Genomic DNA, 17,705 nt, shown 5'->3' with positions numbered 1-17,705 from the left:
GGCGGGCCTGAGGGTCAGGCAATATTATGGGCTGGCGCATCCAGCCCCATGGCGTGAAGACGCGCGTAGTAGCCGTTCTGGGCCAGCAGTTCGCCGTGGGTGCCGCGCTCGACAATGCGGCCCTGGTCCATCACCAGGATCATGTCGGCCTTCTCGATGGTCGACAGCCGGTGCGCGATGACCAGGGTCGTACGGCCTTTCATCACCTGGTCCAACGCGGCCTGGATATGCCGCTCGGACTCGGTATCCAGCGCCGACGTCGCCTCGTCGAGAATCAGCAGCGGCGCATTCTTGAGCAGGGCCCGGGCAATCGCCAGGCGCTGGCGCTGGCCGCCCGACAGCAGCACGCCGTTTTCACCCACTTCGGTGTCCAGGCCATTGGGCAACTGGGCGATGAAGTCCATCGCATAGGCATCCTCGGCGGCTTTTTCAATGTCCGCCCGGGGCGCTCCCGCCAGGTCGCCGTAGGCGATGTTGTTGGCCACCGTGTCGTTGAACAGCGTGACATGCTGGGTCACCTGGGCGACGTGCCGACGCAGGTTGCGCAGGCGATAGTCTTCGATCTCCACGTCGTCGAGCAGGATCTGGCCGACCTCGTGGTGGTAGAAACGCGGGATCAGGCTCGCCAGGGTCGACTTGCCGCTGCCCGAACGGCCCACCAGCGCAATCATCTGCCCAGGGGCGGCAGTGAAGCTGATGTCCTTGAGCACCTCACGGTCGGCACCGGGGTAGGTGAAGCTCAGGTTGCGCACGTCCAGGCGACCGCTGACACGCTCCTGCTCGACCGTACCGGAATCGATTTCCGGCTCGACGTCCAGTTGCTCGAAGATGCTCTCGGCACCGGCCACGCCTTTCTGGATGGTGGAGCTGACTTCCGAGAGCTGGCGAATCGGCTTGGGCAGCAGGCCGGCGGCGGTGATGTAGGCCACCAGGTCACCGGCCGTGGCGTCGCCGCGCAGGAACAGCACCAGGAACATCAGCGCCGCCATGGCGGTGTAGATCACCAGTTGCAGCATCGGCGTATAGACCGCGCCGGTGCGGGTCATGCGCAACTGCTTATCGGTATTGCCCTGGCTGGCACGGGCAAAGCGTTCTTGCTCGTAGGCCTCGCCACCGAAGCTGCGCACCACGCGATAGCCCTGGATGGTCTCGGACGCGACATGGGTCACGTCGCCCATGGCCACCTGGATCTTCTTGCTTTGCTTGCGAAACTTCTTGCTGGTGCTGCTGACCATGACCGCGATCAGCGGCAGGATCGCCAGCATCACCAGCGTCAGTTTCCAGTTCATCCACACGAGGTACATGAAGAGAAACACCACGGTGAGGCCTTCACGAATCACCACCTTGATGGCGTCGGTGGCGGCCCCGGTGACCATCGTCACGTTGAACGTGATGCGGGAAATCAGGTGCCCCGAGTTATGGGTGTCGAAATAGCGGTTGGGCAACACCAGCAACTTGTTGAACAACTCGACCCGCAAGTCGTGGACCAGCCCCAGGGACACCCTGGCCAGGTAGTAGTTGCCCAGGAACGACCCCAGGCCCTGCCACGCCGCGATCAGGATGATCAGCAGCGGCACCGCCATCAACAGTTTCAGGTCCTTGAGGTAGGGCACGTTAGGGAAGAGCACCGCATCGGGGTTGCTCAAGCCGTCGACGAAATATTTGAGGATCCCGGCCAGCATGGGCTGGGTGGAAGCAAATATCACGAAACCCACGATACTCAGCAGGAAAATGCCCGCGTAGGGTTTGACGTATCCCAGCAGCCGAAAATAGATCTTCAGGCTGGAATCCTGTTCCGCTTTGGGCGGTGCGTCACTCATCGTCGAGCTCACTGGTTAGGAAGAACGCGGAATTTTATCACAGCCGCCGGACTTGGCCCGCGCCCAGGTCAAAACGCCGGCCAGGCCGATCGGCAGCCAGCTGATGAACCATTCGGCGCGTGGCGTTCCGGTGAGGCTCGAGGCATCGAATTGCATCGCCAGGAACGAGAACACCCACATGCCAAGCACGCCCCGGCCCAGCAGGCTGTCCCGGGTTCGCCAGGCTTCACGCAGCACGGCGAACCAGACGATGCACCACAACAGCAGCCCAGGCAAACCGAGCAGGATGGCGATATGACTGAACAGGTTATGGGCGTGATCGAATGTCATGCCGTTGCTGAGCACCCGGTAGTCCGCCCCCGCTCCCAGCCCACCCCATGGGTGTTCAGCGATCATGTGCAGGCTCGACATGAAGATCTCGGGCCGATAGGAAGCGCCGCGCGCCATCACCAGCGGCTCGAGCAGCCAGAAGGTGAACATTGCCAGCACCAGGGTTGCCGCCGCGATCACCCGGGCGCGCTGGTCACGGCAGTAGATCGGCATGGCCAGGACGCTGAGCAGCAACGCCAGCGCCGCACCACGGCTCTGGCTCATCACCACGAACACCCCGAGCAAAGCCAGGGCCACTACCCACAGCACCTGCAGCCCGATACGCCGAGGCACCCAGTGGAGCATCCAGACTGCCGTCAAACCGATCACGTAGCCGCCCAGGATCGGATGGGACAACTCCCCCAACCCTTCCAGACGGGTATTCCATGGATTGTGCTTGATACCGTAGAACTGGACGATGGCCATCAAGGCCGTCAGCGCAAGCCCCACGCCCCCCATTGCATCAGACGCATCACTCGCTCAGGCCGGCCATCGGCAAGAATCGGGAAGAACAACAGGAACACCAGGATATAGAGCAACCGTTTGACTTCCCGCACCGGCTCCGCCGCCTCGGACCAAGCCAGGCTGATCAACGCCCAGGCCATCAATCCCAGCAATGCCGTGTACATCAGGCGCTGCGCGCGCCACACCTCCAACAACCGGTGACGGGCCGGCCAGGCGAAGACGATCGCCGGCAACCAGACGAACGCAACCAACCCCTGTTGATAGACTTTATTGGTCGGTGCCAGGGCTATCGCCAGCAAAAACCATAACAAGCCAAGGGCCAGCCATCCCTGAGCCCAACGTGTTGTGTGCATCTATCGCTCCTAAACGGTCCGCCGGCCAAACCGGCATGGTTAAAACGTGAACTTTTGGGCATCATGGCCCGCCACGGCACCGGTTCTATCAACAAGGTTTCCCTACGATGCAATCCTCACGGCTTCCCCAAGCCGCTTTGAATCAATTGATTGAAGGCGCCAGCATTCTGGAGGCCGACAGCTACGGCCCAAAAGTCTATCTGCTGCAGGATGGGAATATTCTCAAATTGTTCCGCCGCAAGCGGCTTTTTTCTTCGGCTCTTTTACGGCCGTATTCAACGCGATTCATCAATAACGCCGTGCGCCTGCAAAAACTCGGCGTGCCGACACTTCAGGTGCTGGCCTCCTACACTCTGGACAAGCCCGGCATGACGGCCGTGCTGTACCGGCCCTTGCCCGGCAAAACCCTGCGGCAATTGTCGAACCAGGAAAATTTCAACTGGCAACAAGCGCTGCCGGCGCTGGTCGAGTTGATCCGCCGCCTGCACACCAGTGGCATCTACTTTCGCTCGCTGCACCTGGGCAACATCGTCGTGACGCCTGAAAACGAATGGGGATTGATCGACGTGGCTGACATGCGCTTCCTGCGCTCGCCGTTGCCTCGCTACCTGGCGCGGCGCAACTTGCAGCATTTCGCGCGTTATATTGCCCGAGAGAACCTGAACGGGAGCTTTCCAATGCAGGCATTGGAAAACGCCCTATTGGCCGCCTGAGATCAATTGCCGGGCCGTCTGGCTGAAACTCAGCCAGGCCTCCTCTGGCGCCAGGGCCTGGTATTGGGCCGCCGCGACCTTATCGACCGGAACCTGCGCAGCCCGGGTGATCGCCTCGCTCCACCCGCCCTCGTCGTTGATCGGCGCATACCAGCCGGTGTCGCCCAACTGCTCCCGGAAAACAGCCAGTTCGCTGGCCAAAACCGGCGTGCCGGCCAGCACCGCCTCCTGGAGAATCAGACCGAGGCCCTCGTCCAGGGACGGGATCAGCACCCAATCAAAGGCCTTGTAGAGCCTGGCGACGTCTTCCAGATGCCCGGTCAGCAAGACCTTGCCAGCCAGGTCCGGCTGGGCCATCCGCGCTTGTAGCGCAGGGCGCCGGGGACCTTCGCCAACGATGACCAGGCGCCAGTCCGGATGGTCGGCCGCCGCCCGGCCAAAGGCCTCGAGCAGGCTGGCGAACCCTTTGTTGCTCACCAACCGCCCCACCGCACCGAACACCCGCCCTCCGGTGCCAGGCAACCCCAGCCGAGCACGTGCCTCTTCGCGCGACAGGAGCGCGGACCGGAAGGCCGCCGGGTCGAAGGCGCTGCGCAGCGCCGTCACCGGGATGCCCAACGTTTGCTGGAGCGACGTCGCCAGGGTCTCGGAGACCGCCGCCAGGGTCAGGCGCGAAACCGGGAACCCGCGCAGCAGCTCCCGGGCCGCGATGCTCAGGCGCGTCGCACCGTGGAAGATCACCACCACACGGATCTGCGACATGTCCTTGAGAACCGGCAACAGCGCCCGGGCCACGCCCACCCCGTCGAGCAACACCACCCGGGCATCGCTGTCGAGCAATGCCTGGCGGAAACGGCTGTGCATCAGGGGTTTGAACAGGCGCCAGATATGGCGGCCCTTGAGCCGCGCAGAGGTCAGCCTCCATTCACGCGCCGGGCCGACGTCGACCTGGCAGGCCGCTGCCGACCCCTGCAAGAGCCAGGTCTTGACAGGCATCGCCGGCTCCATTCGCGAAAGGATCTGATGATGAACCTTGTGTACCGAAGCGAACGGCGCGCCGCCCGCCCACATGACATTGATAATGCTCATCAAGCCGGAAACCCTTTATCACGGACCGGTATTCGAGCTTTGCAGCGTTCAGTAATTGATAAGCCAGCCAATGCAGACTCCGAGCAAGAGAACCAGGGACAGCTTGACTTGCTCGCGGCGCTGGCGATGTGCCTTGCATTGACGCTCCGCGGGCACTCCACGTGAACCCCGAATCCGGTGTGTAAAACAGCATCCCCTTCCAGCATGACCGCCGTCAAGTTCGGCTGCACATAGCGAAGTGGGCAGGCTTTTCGCCGACGAAGCCGGCAAAGGGGGCGCAACGCCGATCTTCCTTCCACCGCAGGTCCCGGCTGAAGAACAAGCCCGGCCATTGGAGCTGGCCGCAGATCGGCGAACAGCGAGACAAGCCGCCCGTGGCTGGACGAGCGGGCCCCGAACCGGATGACAGAACGGGCACCCTCAAATGCCCAGCCGCAGGCGCCATTTTGCCAGCATGCTCAAGGGTGCACGAGGCCGCAGGGGCGGCTCCATTGTTTCAACGATTTTCTGGCCTATGCGGGCAAAACTGAACTGGTCCAGCGCCAACTGCTGGCCATTGCGCGCCACGCGTTGCGCCAACTCGGGATCGGCGCGCAGCCGGGCGAGCTTTTCCTGGAGCTGCGGGATGTCCTTGTACAAGACCACGTTGTGCATGTCTTGTAACCCCAGCGCGCGCGCCTCGTCGGCGCCCTGGTCAAAGGCCAGCAGCACGCAGCCACAGGCCATGGCCTCGAAGTTCTTGATCATGAACTCGCCCATGCCGACATCGGCACTGACGAAAAAGCGGATGCGATTGAGGGTCTCGCAGTACTCCTCGCCGGATTTGGTCCGGGTCACCACCAACGGCTCGACGCGTCCCAGCTCATCAAGCAGCGCCTTGCGGCCACTGTAGGCGACGCTGTTGGTGCTGCCGACGAAGGCCAGCTCGATATCCCGCTCCCGGCCCCGGTCCTGCAACAACGCCTGATCGTAGCCCTTGGGCACGAACACCGCGTCGAAGCCTTCGCCACGCAAGCGTTCGGCGACCATGAAGCCGGAACTGATCACCCGCACCCAGGGCAGTTGCCGGTAATGCGCACTGAACTTGCCGGTGTACTTGCACGGGATGTAGTTCTGGTAGGCGTCGTGTTCGAGGATCACCAGGTTAGGGATCGTGCGGATGAAGGCGACCTGGCGGATTTCCTGCTTGAAGCGCAGGAAAAACACGATCCGGTCATAGCGCGACACCTCCACGTGGTGGCGGAAGTATTTGCGCAGGTTGCGTTGCTCCTGGCTGTCGAGCCAGCGCAGGTCACACTCGCAATGAGCGGCCACGCCTTCGTAGAGTCGGTCCAGGATGGCCCGCTGCTCTTTCTGCACCAGAAATAGAACTTTCATCGTCTTCCTTGCGGCAGCGAACGACTTGATGGATGACCGGGGACACCGGCGCGCCATCGCGCACGGGCACCCCGCGTTGGGCCCTTACAGTCGCCAGAACAGTTCATGGCGACGCACAGCCTTGCGAAAGAATTCGTTCTCGCCATACACGGAGCCCTTGCGCCCCGCCAACAGGCGTTGGATGCCACGACGCAGGCGGCGCTTGAACGGCGCGCGTGGCTGCAGGTCATGCATCATGCCCAGCGCCATGGCCTTGTCGCGCTGGTCGGCCAGCGCCAACGGCAGGCTGACCGGTTCCATTGGCCCGGCTGACTCGAAACACGGCGGCAATGCAATGCCGCTACCGGCATCGCCCATGGGCCAGCGATCATTGTCATGCAGGTGATTGGCGTAGCCCAACACGGTGCCGGGCTGCCACTCCAGGCCTTCAAGGGCTTGCCGGACGGCATGATGGGCGCAGAGATGGTCGGGGTGTGGGTCCAGGGTCGGGTGCGGCAACACAATGACCTCGGGCCGCGCCATCAGCAACAACGCGCGCAAGTCGGCCAGCAGGTTGTTCCAGGTCGGTGCACCGTCGGTATCGCCGGGCAGGACAACAGGGTTGAGCTGGCGCAACGGCCGCGTATCGCTCAGGTCTGCCTCACGAGACCCCTGGGGCTGGCTCGGCGCGGCCTGCATGGCCGCCAGTTGCAGGCAGAAGTAACCCAATTGCACGCAGTGCTCTTGCGGTACCCCGGCCCAGCGCGGCACGGCGATGCTATCCCAGGCCCGCAGGCGCCCCTTGAGCCGCGCCGCCTCGACACGGTCCAGCCCCATCTGCTGATAATGCTCGGCTTCGATTTCGCCGGCGGTCAACGTCACGATCCAGGCTTCGTCGGCCCGGCTGTACAACCCATAGGCCGCCAGCTCCGCATCGTCGGCATGAGGGGCGATGACCATGACACGCCGGTGCTTCAATTCGGGCGGCGTGAACGACCAGAGCGTCGGTTCGCCCAGCAAGCGGCAGAAACGCCCGCGCAGGCGCAACTCGCCGCGGGACAGCGCAGGGCCCTGCTCGCTGAGGTTCAGGTAGCGCAGGCCGTTGACGCCGCGCTCGAACGTTTGCCGATCCGGGCAGTCGCCGCCCGACAGTTCGACGACCGGGTCGAAAAACCGCCCCAGCCAAGCACTCTTGACCTGCAAGCCGAGGACCAGCGTCGCGCCATCATCCAGGATAACCCCGTCATCCAGCCGAAGCCGACCGGCGTTCAGGTGCACCTTCGGTTGCTGGGTGAACGGCGGGAAGTTGTACTGGTAGTCGTCCTTGGGCGAGTAGAACAGATGGTCGGCGAACCAGGCCTCATGGGCGACCCAGCCCAGCACCGCCAGCACCAGCGGCAACCACCAGGCCACCAGCACGCCAAGCAGGACCAGCACCATCAGGGCAAGCAGCAACCCCACGCGCTTGTTGCGGCGGTGACGCTTGAGCAACTGCTGCTTGCGACTCATCGGTGGGTTCATACGGTAAAGACCGGCACAGGGTTGCACCAGCGATCCTTGTATTCGCGGTCCGCGCGGCCGAAGGAAAAACGCAACGGCTTGCCCGCGGCCCGGGCATGTTCCCAGGCACTTTGGGTGTTGAGGAAGCTCAATACGCTGCCGGGGCTGAATTCACGGGTCTGCGGATCGACGCCACCGTTGATGTACTCGACGCTGATCCACTCGGGTGCTTCCACGCGGTACACCAGTTGAATGGCGATCGGCGCATCATTGAGGAAAATCACCGAACCGATCAGCCACTCGCGCAATAACTCGATCACCTCGCCCATGCGCTCGGCCCCGGTGGCCGCAAAGCCCCAGCGACGCAGGAACAGATCGCAATAGATCGAGGCCAGGTCCGCACTGGAAAACGCTTCGACAGGTCGTACCACACCGCCCGCCTCTTCCAGCAGACGCAGCTCACGGCGCTGGTTGTAGCGAAATTTCTTGGACAGCTCTTCCGGCGTGCGCGCCATGGCCAGCTGTTCCGACTGCAACTTCAAGCCACTGAAGCGGCCCTCATTGAGCGCCGACAAATAGCGCGCGCGATGGCGCAGGGGCGCCTGGGCATCAGGGGCCGCCGGCAGAATCAGCTCGGCGTTGCCCAGGTCGAACAGGCCCTTTTTGCCGTTGCGCTTGAGCACGTCCTTGGACAACGCCAGGTCTTGCCCCCAGGTCGCAATGGCCGCCTTGAGGTCGCCATCGTGTTCGTAGGCCAGGTAGCGCACGGCAATCCCGGCCAGGCCTGCCAGGCGTTCGACCACGAGTGGATGAGTGGCGACGCTGCCGCCGTAACGGTGCCAGGCCTGGGCGTAGATCGACGCGTCTACAGCCGTCCAGCCGCGCTCGCGCCAGCCTTGGAATCGGTTGAGCATCAGGCCCTCGGCGCCAGTTCGATGACTTGAGGCAAGCGCCAGAAGGTGTCGCGTACGGCGCGGTCCGAAAAGCGTTCGCGCAAACGGTCGAACATCAACTCGGCACACTGGCGACGCTGGTGCTCGTCCATGGCCGCCAGGTGTTGCAGCCCCTGGGCCATGTGCCCGGCATCGCCCAACGGGAACAGGATGCCCACGCCTTCGACCACTTCCTTCGCACCGCCGCACGCGGTGGCCAGCAGCGGAACGCCGGCGGCCATGGCTTCGAGCAGCACCATGCCGAATGGCTCATGGTCGGAACTCAGGGCAAACACATCGAACGCACGGAAATAACGCCGCGCCTCGGGCACCTGACCAAGCAGCAGCACGCGGTCGGCAATGCCCAACTCCAGCGCCAGCGCCCGGAGGTCCTGCTCCAGGCGGCCCTTGCCGAGGATCGCCAACTGGCTGTTGGCCGGCAGATACGCCAGCGCGGCGGCAAAGCCACGCAGCAACGTAGCCTGGTCCTTGTCCGGGTGCAGGCGACCGACGTTGCCGACAATCCAGGCGTCCTTGTCCAGCCCCAGGGTCTGCCGCGCGTCATCCCGGGCAAGCAGGGCTGCCTGTGAGGCTTGAAGGTCGATGCGGTTGTAGAGGGTCTGGATCCGGGCCGCCGGCCATGCCGGCAAGCAGCGACGCATGTCGTCACGCACCGCATCGGAAACCCCGAGCAGACTCAGGCGCTTGCGGAAAAGATGGGCGAACAGCCGGCGGGTACGCCGCTGGTAGTCACCAAAGGCGTGGTGCACGCCGATCACCGGCAGGCGGGTGCCCAGTAGGGCGATGTAAATGGGTTTGAAGCGATGGGCAATGCAGAAACTGAAATTGCGCGACGCGGCGATCTTGCGCAGGTCGGCGATGGCGCCCAGCTTCAGGCCGCGAACAGCGCTGGAGCTGTACTCCATGAACAGCACCTCGTCCGAGGCGCAACCGGCGGCGACCTGTGCATCCGCCGCCCCCGTCAGGAACACCGTGGTCACGCGATAGCCGGTGCCGGCGAACAAGCTGGCGTATTGACGGGCACAGTCGAGGAACGGCCCGTCATAGCCGTGGCAGAACTGCAGCACATGTCGCTCAGCCGAGCGTGTCATAAGCGTCCACGCCGTCTTTGACCACCAGAATGTCTTCCATGATCAGGTACTGCAGGTCGGAACCATAAAACATGTTCAATGCATCGGTCGGCGAGCAGATCATCGGCTCGCCACGACGGTTGAGCGAGGTGTTCAGGGACACGCCGTTGCCGGTCAGCACTTCCAGGGCCTTCATCATGTCGTAGTAGCGCGGGTTGTATTCGCGCTTGAGCACCTGGGCCCGGGAAGTGCCGTCTTCATGGACGACTTCCGGCACGCGGGTTTTCCATTCCTCGGCCACTTCGAATGTGAAGGTCATGAACGGCGCCGGGTGGTCGACCTTGATCATCTGCGGTGCAACGGTGTCGAGCATCGACGGGCAGAAAGGCCTCCAGCGCTCGCGGAACTTGATCTGCTCGTTGATCCGGTCGGCCACGCCGCTGGCGCTTGGGCAACCGATGATCGAACGACCGCCCAAGGCCCGAGGACCGAACTCCATGCGCCCCTGGAACCAGGCCACCGGGTTGCCGTCGACCATGATCTTGGCGATGCGCTCCGGGGTATTGTCGATCTTGCGCCATGCCGGCTTGCTCGGATGACGAGCGCACGCGGCGATCACGTCTTCGTTGCTGTAGGCCGGGCCGAGGTAGACGTGTTCCATCTTCTCCACCGGCACGCCACGGGCATGGGACACGTAGGCCGCCGCGCCCACCGCGGTGCCGGCGTCGCCGGAAGCCGGTTGCACGAACAGTTCCTTGACGTCGTCGCGGGCGATGATCTTCTGGTTGAGCTTGACGTTCAGCGCGCAACCGCCAGCGAACGCCAGCTTGCCGGTTTCCTTGAGCACGTCGCCCAAGTAGTGGTCGATCATCTGCAGCGCAAGCTTCTCGAACAGCGCCTGCATGCTGGCAGCGTAGTGAATATATGGCTCGTCGGCGATGTCGCCTTCACGTTTCGGGCCGAGCCATTCGATCAGCTTCGGCGAGAAGTAGAAGCCCTTGCCCTTCTCTTTATAGCGGCGCAGGCCGATCACGTTGGCGTAGTCGGTGTTGATCACCAGCTCGCCGTTCTCGAACGAGGCCAGGCGCGAGAAATCGTACTTGGTGGCGTCGCCATACGGCGCCATGCCCATGACCTTGAACTCACCGTCGAGCATTTCAAAGCCCAGGAATTCGGTGATCGCGCCATACAGGCCGCCGAGGGAATCCGGGTCGTAGAATTCCTTGATCTTGTGGATCTTGCCGTTTTCGCCGTAGCCGAAGAACGTGGTTGCGTATTCGCCTTTGCCGTCGATGCCCAGGATCGCGGTTTTTTCCTGGAAACCCGAGCAGTGGTAGGCGCTGGAAGCGTGGGCCAGGTGGTGCTCGACCGGCTCGATCTTGATCTTTTTCGGATCGAAGCCCAGTTGCTCCAGGCACCAGACGATCTTGCGGCGATAGCGCTTGTAGCGACGGTTACCCATCAGGATCGCGTCGAGGGCACGGTCCGGGGCGTACCAGTAGCGTTTGGCGTAGTGCCAGCGCGCTTCGCCGAACAGGCTGATCGGGGCGAAGGGGATCGCCACCACATCGACGTCGGACGGTTTGATACCGGCCTGTTCCAGACAGAACTTCGCCGACTCGTAGGGCATGCGGTTCTTTGCATGTTTATCGCGTACGAAGCGCTCTTCCTCGGCCGCCGCGATCAGCTTGCCGTCGATGTACAGCGCTGCGGAAGGATCATGGCTAAGGGCGCCGGACAGGCCAAGAATCGTCAATGCCACAGGGTCTAGCCTCTTTTCTGCATACGGGCGACAAGCGCCGCGAAAAATGAATGTGCCGCTCGCCGGGGCGTAGGGCAGCTAAAGGGCGGGATTATAGCGTAAAAGCGCCGGTAAGCCTCTAGCGGTGAATGGCAGGCGTCCATCCAGCCTATTGAGCTGGCTAAGCGTCGCATCCGTGGCGAGGGAGCTTGCTCCCGCTAGGGTGCGCAGCAGTCGTAGAGTCTGCCCAGTTTTTTCTGGCGCACCGTGCCGACGGGCTTTGGGGCTGCTGCGCAACCCAGCGGGAGCAAGCTCCCTCGCCACGGGCTCGCCGGCCGGTTCATTGGTTTACAGGACGGGCGAGTTGCTATCGATCGTCTGCGGCAACCGCTGGTCGATCAGCCGATGCAACGCACTGTCCTGCGGCCAATTGCGCATGAAGCGGGCGCGGTCGCGGGCATAGGCCTGGGCGAAGCTGGCGTGGGTGCGGTGCTGGCACATCGAGTCGAGGTCGATCAGGGCCCAGCGGTCGTGCTGCCAGAACAGGTTATGCCCCTTGAGGTCACCGTGGCTGATGCGCTCGCGGATCAGGCTGGCGAACAACTGGTCCAGCGCCAGCAGCTCGGGCTCGGGCGCGTCGCCGTTGTCGATGTACGGCGCTAAGCGTTCGATGATGTCTGGTCCCGACAGGTGCTCGGTCACCAGGTAAGCGCCCCGGCGCAGCCACAGGAAACGCTTCTCCAGCAATGCCAGGGGCTTGGGCGTGGCGATGCCGAGGAACGCCAGTCGATGGCCTTCGCGCCAGGAATGCCAGGCCCGGCTGGGGCGCCAGAAGCGCTTGAGCCAATGGGCAAAGTTCTTGATGTTGTAGCGCTTGATCACCAGGGCCCGACCATCCACCTCGACCCGGCCGACACTCGCCGCCCCACCGGTCTTGTACAGGTGGCCCTGGTCAAGCAAGGCGTCCGCACGCTCCAACACCGGCAGCATCGCCGCCTCTTCGTCTCGCCGGATCGCCCGCAGGCCGAAGGGCCCGCGTTGCACACTGAACAGGCTGCATTCCCGCCCGACCTTGTCCAGGAAGTCTTTCAGGCGCCAGGCCTGCACCTTGTCGATCTGTTTTTGCAGCGCTTCCATGGGCAGCGCGTGTTCGGCGTTGCCCAGCAGGTAATGCACCAACAGCTCTTCGGTGAACGGTTCGAGGGACTTGGGCAACTGGGCGAAGAACACCCCCAGGTTCTCCAGCACTTTTTGCCGAGACAACGGCTGCCCGGGCGTTTCGGCACGGATGCCGGCGCCATCGATCAGGTAGAGCTGGCCGCCGTGGCGCAGCAGGTTGTCCAGGTGCAGGTCTTCCTGCCACAGCCCTTTGCCGTGCAGTTGCGCAATCGCACCCAGGGCCTCGGCCAGTACCGTCGCCTGCTCGTCGGCCAGCAAGGGCAGTGGCTCGACCTGTTTCCAGGCGTCCCCAGGCTCTCGGCGCCTTCGAGCAATTCGAACAGCAGCCAGCCGCCCTCGCCGTCCTTCAGGCCATCGGCCAACAACAACGGCGTCGTCAACCCCTGCTCGGCCAACAAGCGCACGCCTTGCAGTTCCCGCTGGAAGTGCCGGGGCGCCTTGCTGCCCACCAGCAGCTTGGCCAGCACCGGCCGACCGCGCCAGATACCGGCGCCGACGTAACGCTGCCCCGGCAACACCCGCAACAACGACAGCAACTGCAATTGCGCCGGGCCGGCGGCATCGGCCAGTTCCAGGCTCAAAGGCAGGGCTGGGCGGCGACCGGCGCTCTTCAATTCGGACAACTGCATCAGCGGGTTTCCTTGTGGCTGCGCCGGGCGGTCAGGCGGGTCAACCAATTGTCCACCAGCGCGGCGTCCTGGGGCTGATCCAGGTAAGTGGACAGCAACTGGCGAACTTCGCCTTCATTCCAGACGGACGCGCGCCGCAGCAAGGGTTCGAGGTCCTTGACCCGATCGCGCAGGCCGAACAGCAGCGGCCGGGTCTTTTCCAGGTCGATCAGTTGCGCCTGATAGCCGCTGGCGGTGGCTTGCAGGAAGATGTGCTTGGGGTAGAAGCAGCCATGCACCTGGCGCATGCCGTGCAGGCGCCGCGCCAATTGGCCGCAAGCCTGCAGGATGGTGGTGCGCTGCGCTGCCGTGAGGCTCGGCCAGCGTTGCAAGAGAGAATCCAGGTCATCCCAGCCGTCCAGGGCCCTCGTCAGCAGGATCGCCCGCACTTGGCCGTCAACCTTGCGCTGACCGTAGAACACCGCCTGCAACGCCGGGATTCCCAACTCGCGATAACGACTGATATTGCGAAACTCCCGGGAGAAACTCGGCTCGCCAAACGGGTGCGACAGCGTGCGCGTCAGGTAGTTGTTCTGACGCTTGAGGTAATACCCCTGGCCCTCCAGGTCCAGCCGGAACACGCTGCTCCAGCCCTCGCCCGAGGTGTTGGGTTCGTCCACCGCGTCCAGTTGCCGCGCCCAAAGCGCATCAAAGCTGTCCAGGCCGTGACGCTGCAGCAGCGCACGGTCTTCAGCGGCCAGGAAATCAGTCATTCACGCCCCTCGAAAAATCTCACCACGTGACGAATGCGCTTCTTGTCGCACGCGTCGAGCCGGTCACGCTGGCGGTACTGCAGGTAAAAGCGCAGCCGCTGGGTCGCCGACAGATGATACTTGGCCACTTTGTCCAGGCAGGCCAGGTCCTTGGTGATACGGTACTTGAGCCAGAAGCCGCGCCAGAAATCGCCGTTCGGACAGTCGATCAGGAACAGCCGCGAGCGGTCATCGATCAGCAGGTTGCGCCACTTCAGGTCGTTGTGGGTAAAGCGATGATCGTGCATGGTCCGCGTATAGGCGGCCAGTTGCCGGCTCACGCCGTCGACCCAGGCACGGTCGCCCAGCCGCGGATCATGCCGCTCGGCCAGCGCCGAGAGGTCCTCGGTGTGGGGCAGTTCGCGGGTAATCATCGCACCGCGGGCGTAAGTGGCGCCATGTCGCTCCAGGCCCCAGCCCACGATTTCGGCGGTGGGAATCCCCCACTTGGCGAAACGCTTGAGGTTCTGCCATTCGGACTTGACCCGTGGCTTGCCCAGGTAACGACGCAAGCCCTTGCCAGCCCCGACGTAGCGCTTGACGTAATAGTTCACGCCATTGCGTTGCACCCGGATCACTTCCGACAGCGGGTCGCGGGTCAGCCGCTCCCCTTGCAAGGCAAACACCGCGTCGAGGCTGCCGAAGTCCTGCGCCAGCTCGGCATAGGAAGGTTCCAGTTTCCAACCCGACATCAGAGCGCGTCCCCATACCGCTGCTTACGGGCATAGAGCTTGTTGGCCTTGCCTTCGAGCCAGCTCAGCAGGGCCGCCTCCTGCGTGAGGATCTCGCGCAGTGGCTGCTGGAAATAGCCCTTGAGAAAGCGCAGCTTGTCGCGGCGGGTCAGGCCGATGTCCAGCGCCGAGAAATACAGCGCGGCCAGGTCCTTGTTGCGCCAGCGTCGGGTGATCGCCGCGCGGGTCTGGGCACGGTGCAGGTCGATTACCGAGAGTTTGAAGTCCTGGGCGGTCACCGGCTTGTCGGTGTGCAACAGGAAGTGGCAGATGTAGCAGTCCCGGTGGTTGACCCCGGCGCGGTGCATCATGCCGGTCATGCGCGCCACTTCGGCAATCAGGGCACGCTTGAGGGCCGGTTGCGGCGGCTGCTTGACCCAGTCGATGCTGAAATCTTCGAGGCTGATCGTCGGCGCCAGTTCTTCGGTGACGATGAACGAGTGCTGGTCAGCCGGGTTGCGGCCCTTCTCGCCGTAGGCGACGGCCGTCATGGTCGGTACGCCGACTTCCTGCAGGCGCTGGATCGCGGCCCACTCCTGCCCCGCACCGAGCACTGGCAACTTGGCGGTGAGCAGGTTCTTGAAGATCTCGCCCCAGCCAATGCCACGGTGGATCTTGACGAAAAAACCGTGGCCGTCCACCTCCGTGCGCAAGGTGCGCCGGGCTTCGAGTTCACGATAGACCTCGCCCTGGAGCGCCTCGACTTCGACGAACGCATCGCGCCCGGCCCACAGGCGCTTGAACGGTTCGGCCAGCATCAGTTTCATTGCGCTTGCTCCGCCAATATCACATCGGCCGCGTGCTGCGGCATGCTGTAGAGGTCAGCCGTCTCGGCGAAGGCCAGGCCATTGCGGCTCCACGCCGCCCGGGCGTCGGCATCGCTGAGCATACGCCCCAGGTATTCGGTGAGCTGCGCCTGTTCGAACGGCTCGTCCAGCACCAGGCCGCTGTCGGCCTCGGCGATGTAATGGGCGTACCCGCACACCGCGCTGACCAGCACCGGCAACCCGGCCACCAACGCTTCGAGCAGCACGGTACCGGTGTTTTCGTTGTACGCAGGATGGATCAACAGGTCGGCCCCGAGCAGGAAACGCGGGATGTCGCTACGGCCCTTGAGGAACCGTACGTTGTCACCGAGCCCCAGCGCGGCACTCTGCAATTGAAATACCTTGGGGTCGTCCTGGCCGATTACAAACAGCCGGGTCCGTTTTCTCAACTCGGCAGGCAACGCGGCCAGGGCCTTGAGGCTGCGGTCCACGCCCTTGGTCTTGAATCCGGAACCGATCTGCACCAGCAGCAGCTCATCATCGGCCAACTCGAACTCGGCCCTGAACGCGGCGCGGATCTCATCGGCATCGGCGGGCCGGCGGCGGTCCTGGGCGATGCCCGGCGGCAGCAAGTGGAAGCGCTCCAATGGCGTGCCGTAGTGCTTGATGAACAACGGCTGCTGGACTTCGGAGATCATCAGCACTTCGGTCCTGGCGTCCCTGGCGAACACCGCCCGTTCGTATTCGGCGAAATGCCGGTAACGGCCCCAACGCCGATACAGGGAATTGCGCAGGTTCTGCGCCTTGTCTTCGAAGCAGCCATCGGCGGCGTAATACACGTCCAGGCCGGGCATCTTGTTGAAACCGATCAAGCGGTCCACCGGGCGCTTGGCCAGGTCGGCCTCCATCCACGCACTGAGTTTTTCGTTGCGCCGGTGGTTGAACAACGCCTTGACCGGCGCCACCAGCACTTCGAAACCCGGCGGGACGTCGCCCTCCCAGATCAGCGTGTAGACGCGGATCTGGTGACCTCGCCGCTGGCATTCCAGGGCGATGCGCATGAAGTCACGCTGCAAGCCTCCGAACGGGAAATACTTGTAAAGGACAAAAGCCAATTGCATCAGCGCGGCTCCTCAGCCAATAACGTGCTCAGGTGGCTGGCCACACGCTCGGGGTTCAGACGCGTGAAGCACAGGGGCTGCTCGCGTTTCAGGTCAAACCGACGGGCATCTTCGGCGGTCGGCGGGTAAGTGCACTGCTTCTGCATGCAGGGTGCACAGGGAAAATCGCTGGCGAGGTGAACCTGGCCCTTGCCATAGGCGCCGGTCAGAATCGGGTTGGTGGGGCCCAGCAGCGAAATCGTCGGCACGTCCAGGGCCGCAGCCAGGTGCCCGAGACCGGTGTCCACTGCCACGCAGGCCTGGGCGCCGGCAAGCACCTTGCCCATGCCACCCAGATTCAGCTTCGGCAACACTTCGACATTGCGCAGGCCCTTGGCGATACGCTCGGCCCGGGCCTTCTCCAACGGGTTGCCCCACGGCAGCTTCACCACAACGCCGAACTGCCCCATGCGCTCGGTGAGCTGACGCCAATACAGCTCGGGCCAGTGCTTGGATTCCCAGGTCGTGCCGTGCAGGAACACCACATAAGGGTACTTGCGCGGCAATTCAACCAGGCGATCGACATTCAGGCCGTAGCTGCCCTGGGTCCGGGGCAAATCATACCCCAGCGCCACGGCGAACAACTGGCGCACGCGCTCCACCGCATGCTGACCGCGGGCCACCGCCAGGCGGCGATCGTAGAAGCGCGCGGCGATGGGCTCGCGGGCCGAATCCTTGTCCAGGCCGGCGACCGGCGCCTTGACGTAACGGGTCAGCCAGGCACTTTTCAACAGGCCCTGGGCGTCGATGACCAGGTCGTACTTTTCGGCGCGCAGGCTCTGCTTGAAGCATCGCCACTCGCCGCTCTTGATCGTTTGCCAGAGGTTCTTGCGCCAGCGACGGATCGCCACCGCGATGACCTTGCCCACGGCCGGGTGCCAGGTCGGGATCTCGGCGAAGCCTTCTTCCACCACCCAATCGAACTTGATCCCGGGAATCGCCCGCGCCGCATCGGTCAGGGCTGGCAACGTGTGGACCACATCCCCCAGCGAGGAGGTCTTGATCAGCAATACCCGCAA

Annotated in this window: 13 protein-coding genes and 3 pseudogenes; 1 reads left to right on the top strand and 15 read right to left on the bottom strand. The window is 63.7% G+C overall.

Annotated elements, in window-relative coordinates:
* Positions 1-14: 14 nt before the first annotated feature.
* Both msbA and KI241_RS02425 read right to left on the bottom strand, forming a co-directional pair.
* Entirely contained in the window at positions 15-1,820 is a 1,806-nt protein-coding gene (msbA, locus tag KI241_RS02430) for a lipid A export permease/ATP-binding protein MsbA (protein WP_042731090.1), read from the bottom strand.
* A gap of 15 nt (positions 1,821-1,835) precedes the next feature.
* A pseudogene (locus KI241_RS02425) lies at positions 1,836-3,007 on the bottom strand (O-antigen ligase family protein).
* A 107-nt stretch (positions 3,008-3,114) separates the two neighbouring features.
* Between KI241_RS02425 and KI241_RS02420 the strand changes: the two are divergent.
* Complete coding sequence (locus tag KI241_RS02420; RefSeq protein WP_042731092.1) at positions 3,115-3,720, top strand: toluene tolerance protein; 606 nt, start codon at positions 3,115-3,117, stop codon at positions 3,718-3,720.
* Here the strand turns inward: KI241_RS02420 and KI241_RS02415 are convergent.
* From KI241_RS02415 to waaC, 13 genes and pseudogenes are all read right to left on the bottom strand, one after another.
* The gene (locus KI241_RS02415) at positions 3,706-4,809 is read right to left on the bottom strand and encodes a glycosyltransferase (protein ID WP_212803317.1); all 1,104 of its coding nucleotides are present in this window, start codon (positions 4,807-4,809) and stop codon (positions 3,706-3,708) included. The two genes, KI241_RS02420 and KI241_RS02415, sit on opposite strands and share 15 nt — an antisense overlap.
* Before the next feature lie 48 nt (positions 4,810-4,857).
* Positions 4,858-5,101: pseudogene (locus KI241_RS27665) on the bottom strand (glycosyltransferase family 2 protein); the annotation flags it as partial.
* Positions 5,102-5,229: 128 nt separating this feature from the next.
* Positions 5,230-6,186: a glycosyltransferase gene (locus KI241_RS02410; RefSeq protein ID WP_042731094.1), complete on the bottom strand. Its 957-nt coding sequence runs from the start codon at positions 6,184-6,186 to the stop codon at positions 5,230-5,232.
* An 84-nt stretch (positions 6,187-6,270) separates the two neighbouring features.
* Positions 6,271-7,674: a PIG-L family deacetylase gene (locus KI241_RS02405; protein ID WP_042731098.1), complete on the bottom strand. Its 1,404-nt coding sequence runs from the start codon at positions 7,672-7,674 to the stop codon at positions 6,271-6,273.
* An 8-nt stretch (positions 7,675-7,682) separates the two neighbouring features.
* Positions 7,683-8,579, bottom strand: a complete 897-nt coding sequence (locus KI241_RS02400; protein ID WP_042731095.1) for an antimicrobial resistance protein Mig-14 — start codon at positions 8,577-8,579, stop codon at positions 7,683-7,685.
* Complete coding sequence (locus KI241_RS02395; RefSeq protein ID WP_212803316.1) at positions 8,579-9,709, bottom strand: glycosyltransferase; 1,131 nt, start codon at positions 9,707-9,709, stop codon at positions 8,579-8,581. Before KI241_RS02395 ends, KI241_RS02400 begins: the two co-directional genes overlap by 1 nt.
* Positions 9,693-11,450, bottom strand: a complete 1,758-nt coding sequence (locus KI241_RS02390) for a carbamoyltransferase (RefSeq protein ID WP_212803315.1) — start codon at positions 11,448-11,450, stop codon at positions 9,693-9,695. The genes KI241_RS02395 and KI241_RS02390 overlap by 17 nt, the downstream gene beginning before the upstream one ends.
* 327 nt (positions 11,451-11,777) lie before the next feature.
* A pseudogene (locus KI241_RS02385) lies at positions 11,778-13,237 on the bottom strand (lipopolysaccharide kinase InaA family protein).
* On the bottom strand, positions 13,237-13,989 hold the full coding sequence (locus KI241_RS02380) for a lipopolysaccharide kinase InaA family protein (RefSeq protein ID WP_042731226.1): 753 nt from the start codon (positions 13,987-13,989) through the stop codon (positions 13,237-13,239). The pseudogene KI241_RS02385 and the gene KI241_RS02380 overlap by 1 nt, the downstream one beginning before the upstream one ends.
* Positions 13,986-14,720 (bottom strand): lipopolysaccharide kinase InaA family protein, encoded by a 735-nt coding sequence (locus KI241_RS02375; protein ID WP_042731225.1) that lies wholly within the window; start codon positions 14,718-14,720, stop codon positions 13,986-13,988. The genes KI241_RS02380 and KI241_RS02375 overlap by 4 nt, the downstream gene beginning before the upstream one ends.
* Positions 14,720-15,526, bottom strand: coding sequence for a lipopolysaccharide core heptose(I) kinase RfaP (rfaP, locus tag KI241_RS02370; protein WP_042731224.1), 807 nt, complete (start codon positions 15,524-15,526; stop codon positions 14,720-14,722). Before rfaP ends, KI241_RS02375 begins: the two co-directional genes overlap by 1 nt.
* Complete coding sequence (locus KI241_RS02365) at positions 15,523-16,647, bottom strand: glycosyltransferase family 4 protein (protein ID WP_042731223.1); 1,125 nt, start codon at positions 16,645-16,647, stop codon at positions 15,523-15,525. The genes rfaP and KI241_RS02365 overlap by 4 nt, the downstream gene beginning before the upstream one ends.
* Entirely contained in the window at positions 16,647-17,705 is a 1,059-nt protein-coding gene (waaC, locus tag KI241_RS02360; protein WP_212803314.1) for a lipopolysaccharide heptosyltransferase I, read from the bottom strand. The genes KI241_RS02365 and waaC overlap by 1 nt, the downstream gene beginning before the upstream one ends.

The sequence above is a fragment of the Pseudomonas sp. Cab53 genome (assembly GCF_018325965.1).
GTDB classification, from domain to species: Bacteria; Pseudomonadota; Gammaproteobacteria; order Pseudomonadales; family Pseudomonadaceae; genus Aquipseudomonas; species Aquipseudomonas chlororaphis_E.
This window is presented reverse-complemented; position numbering and strand designations above follow the sequence as displayed.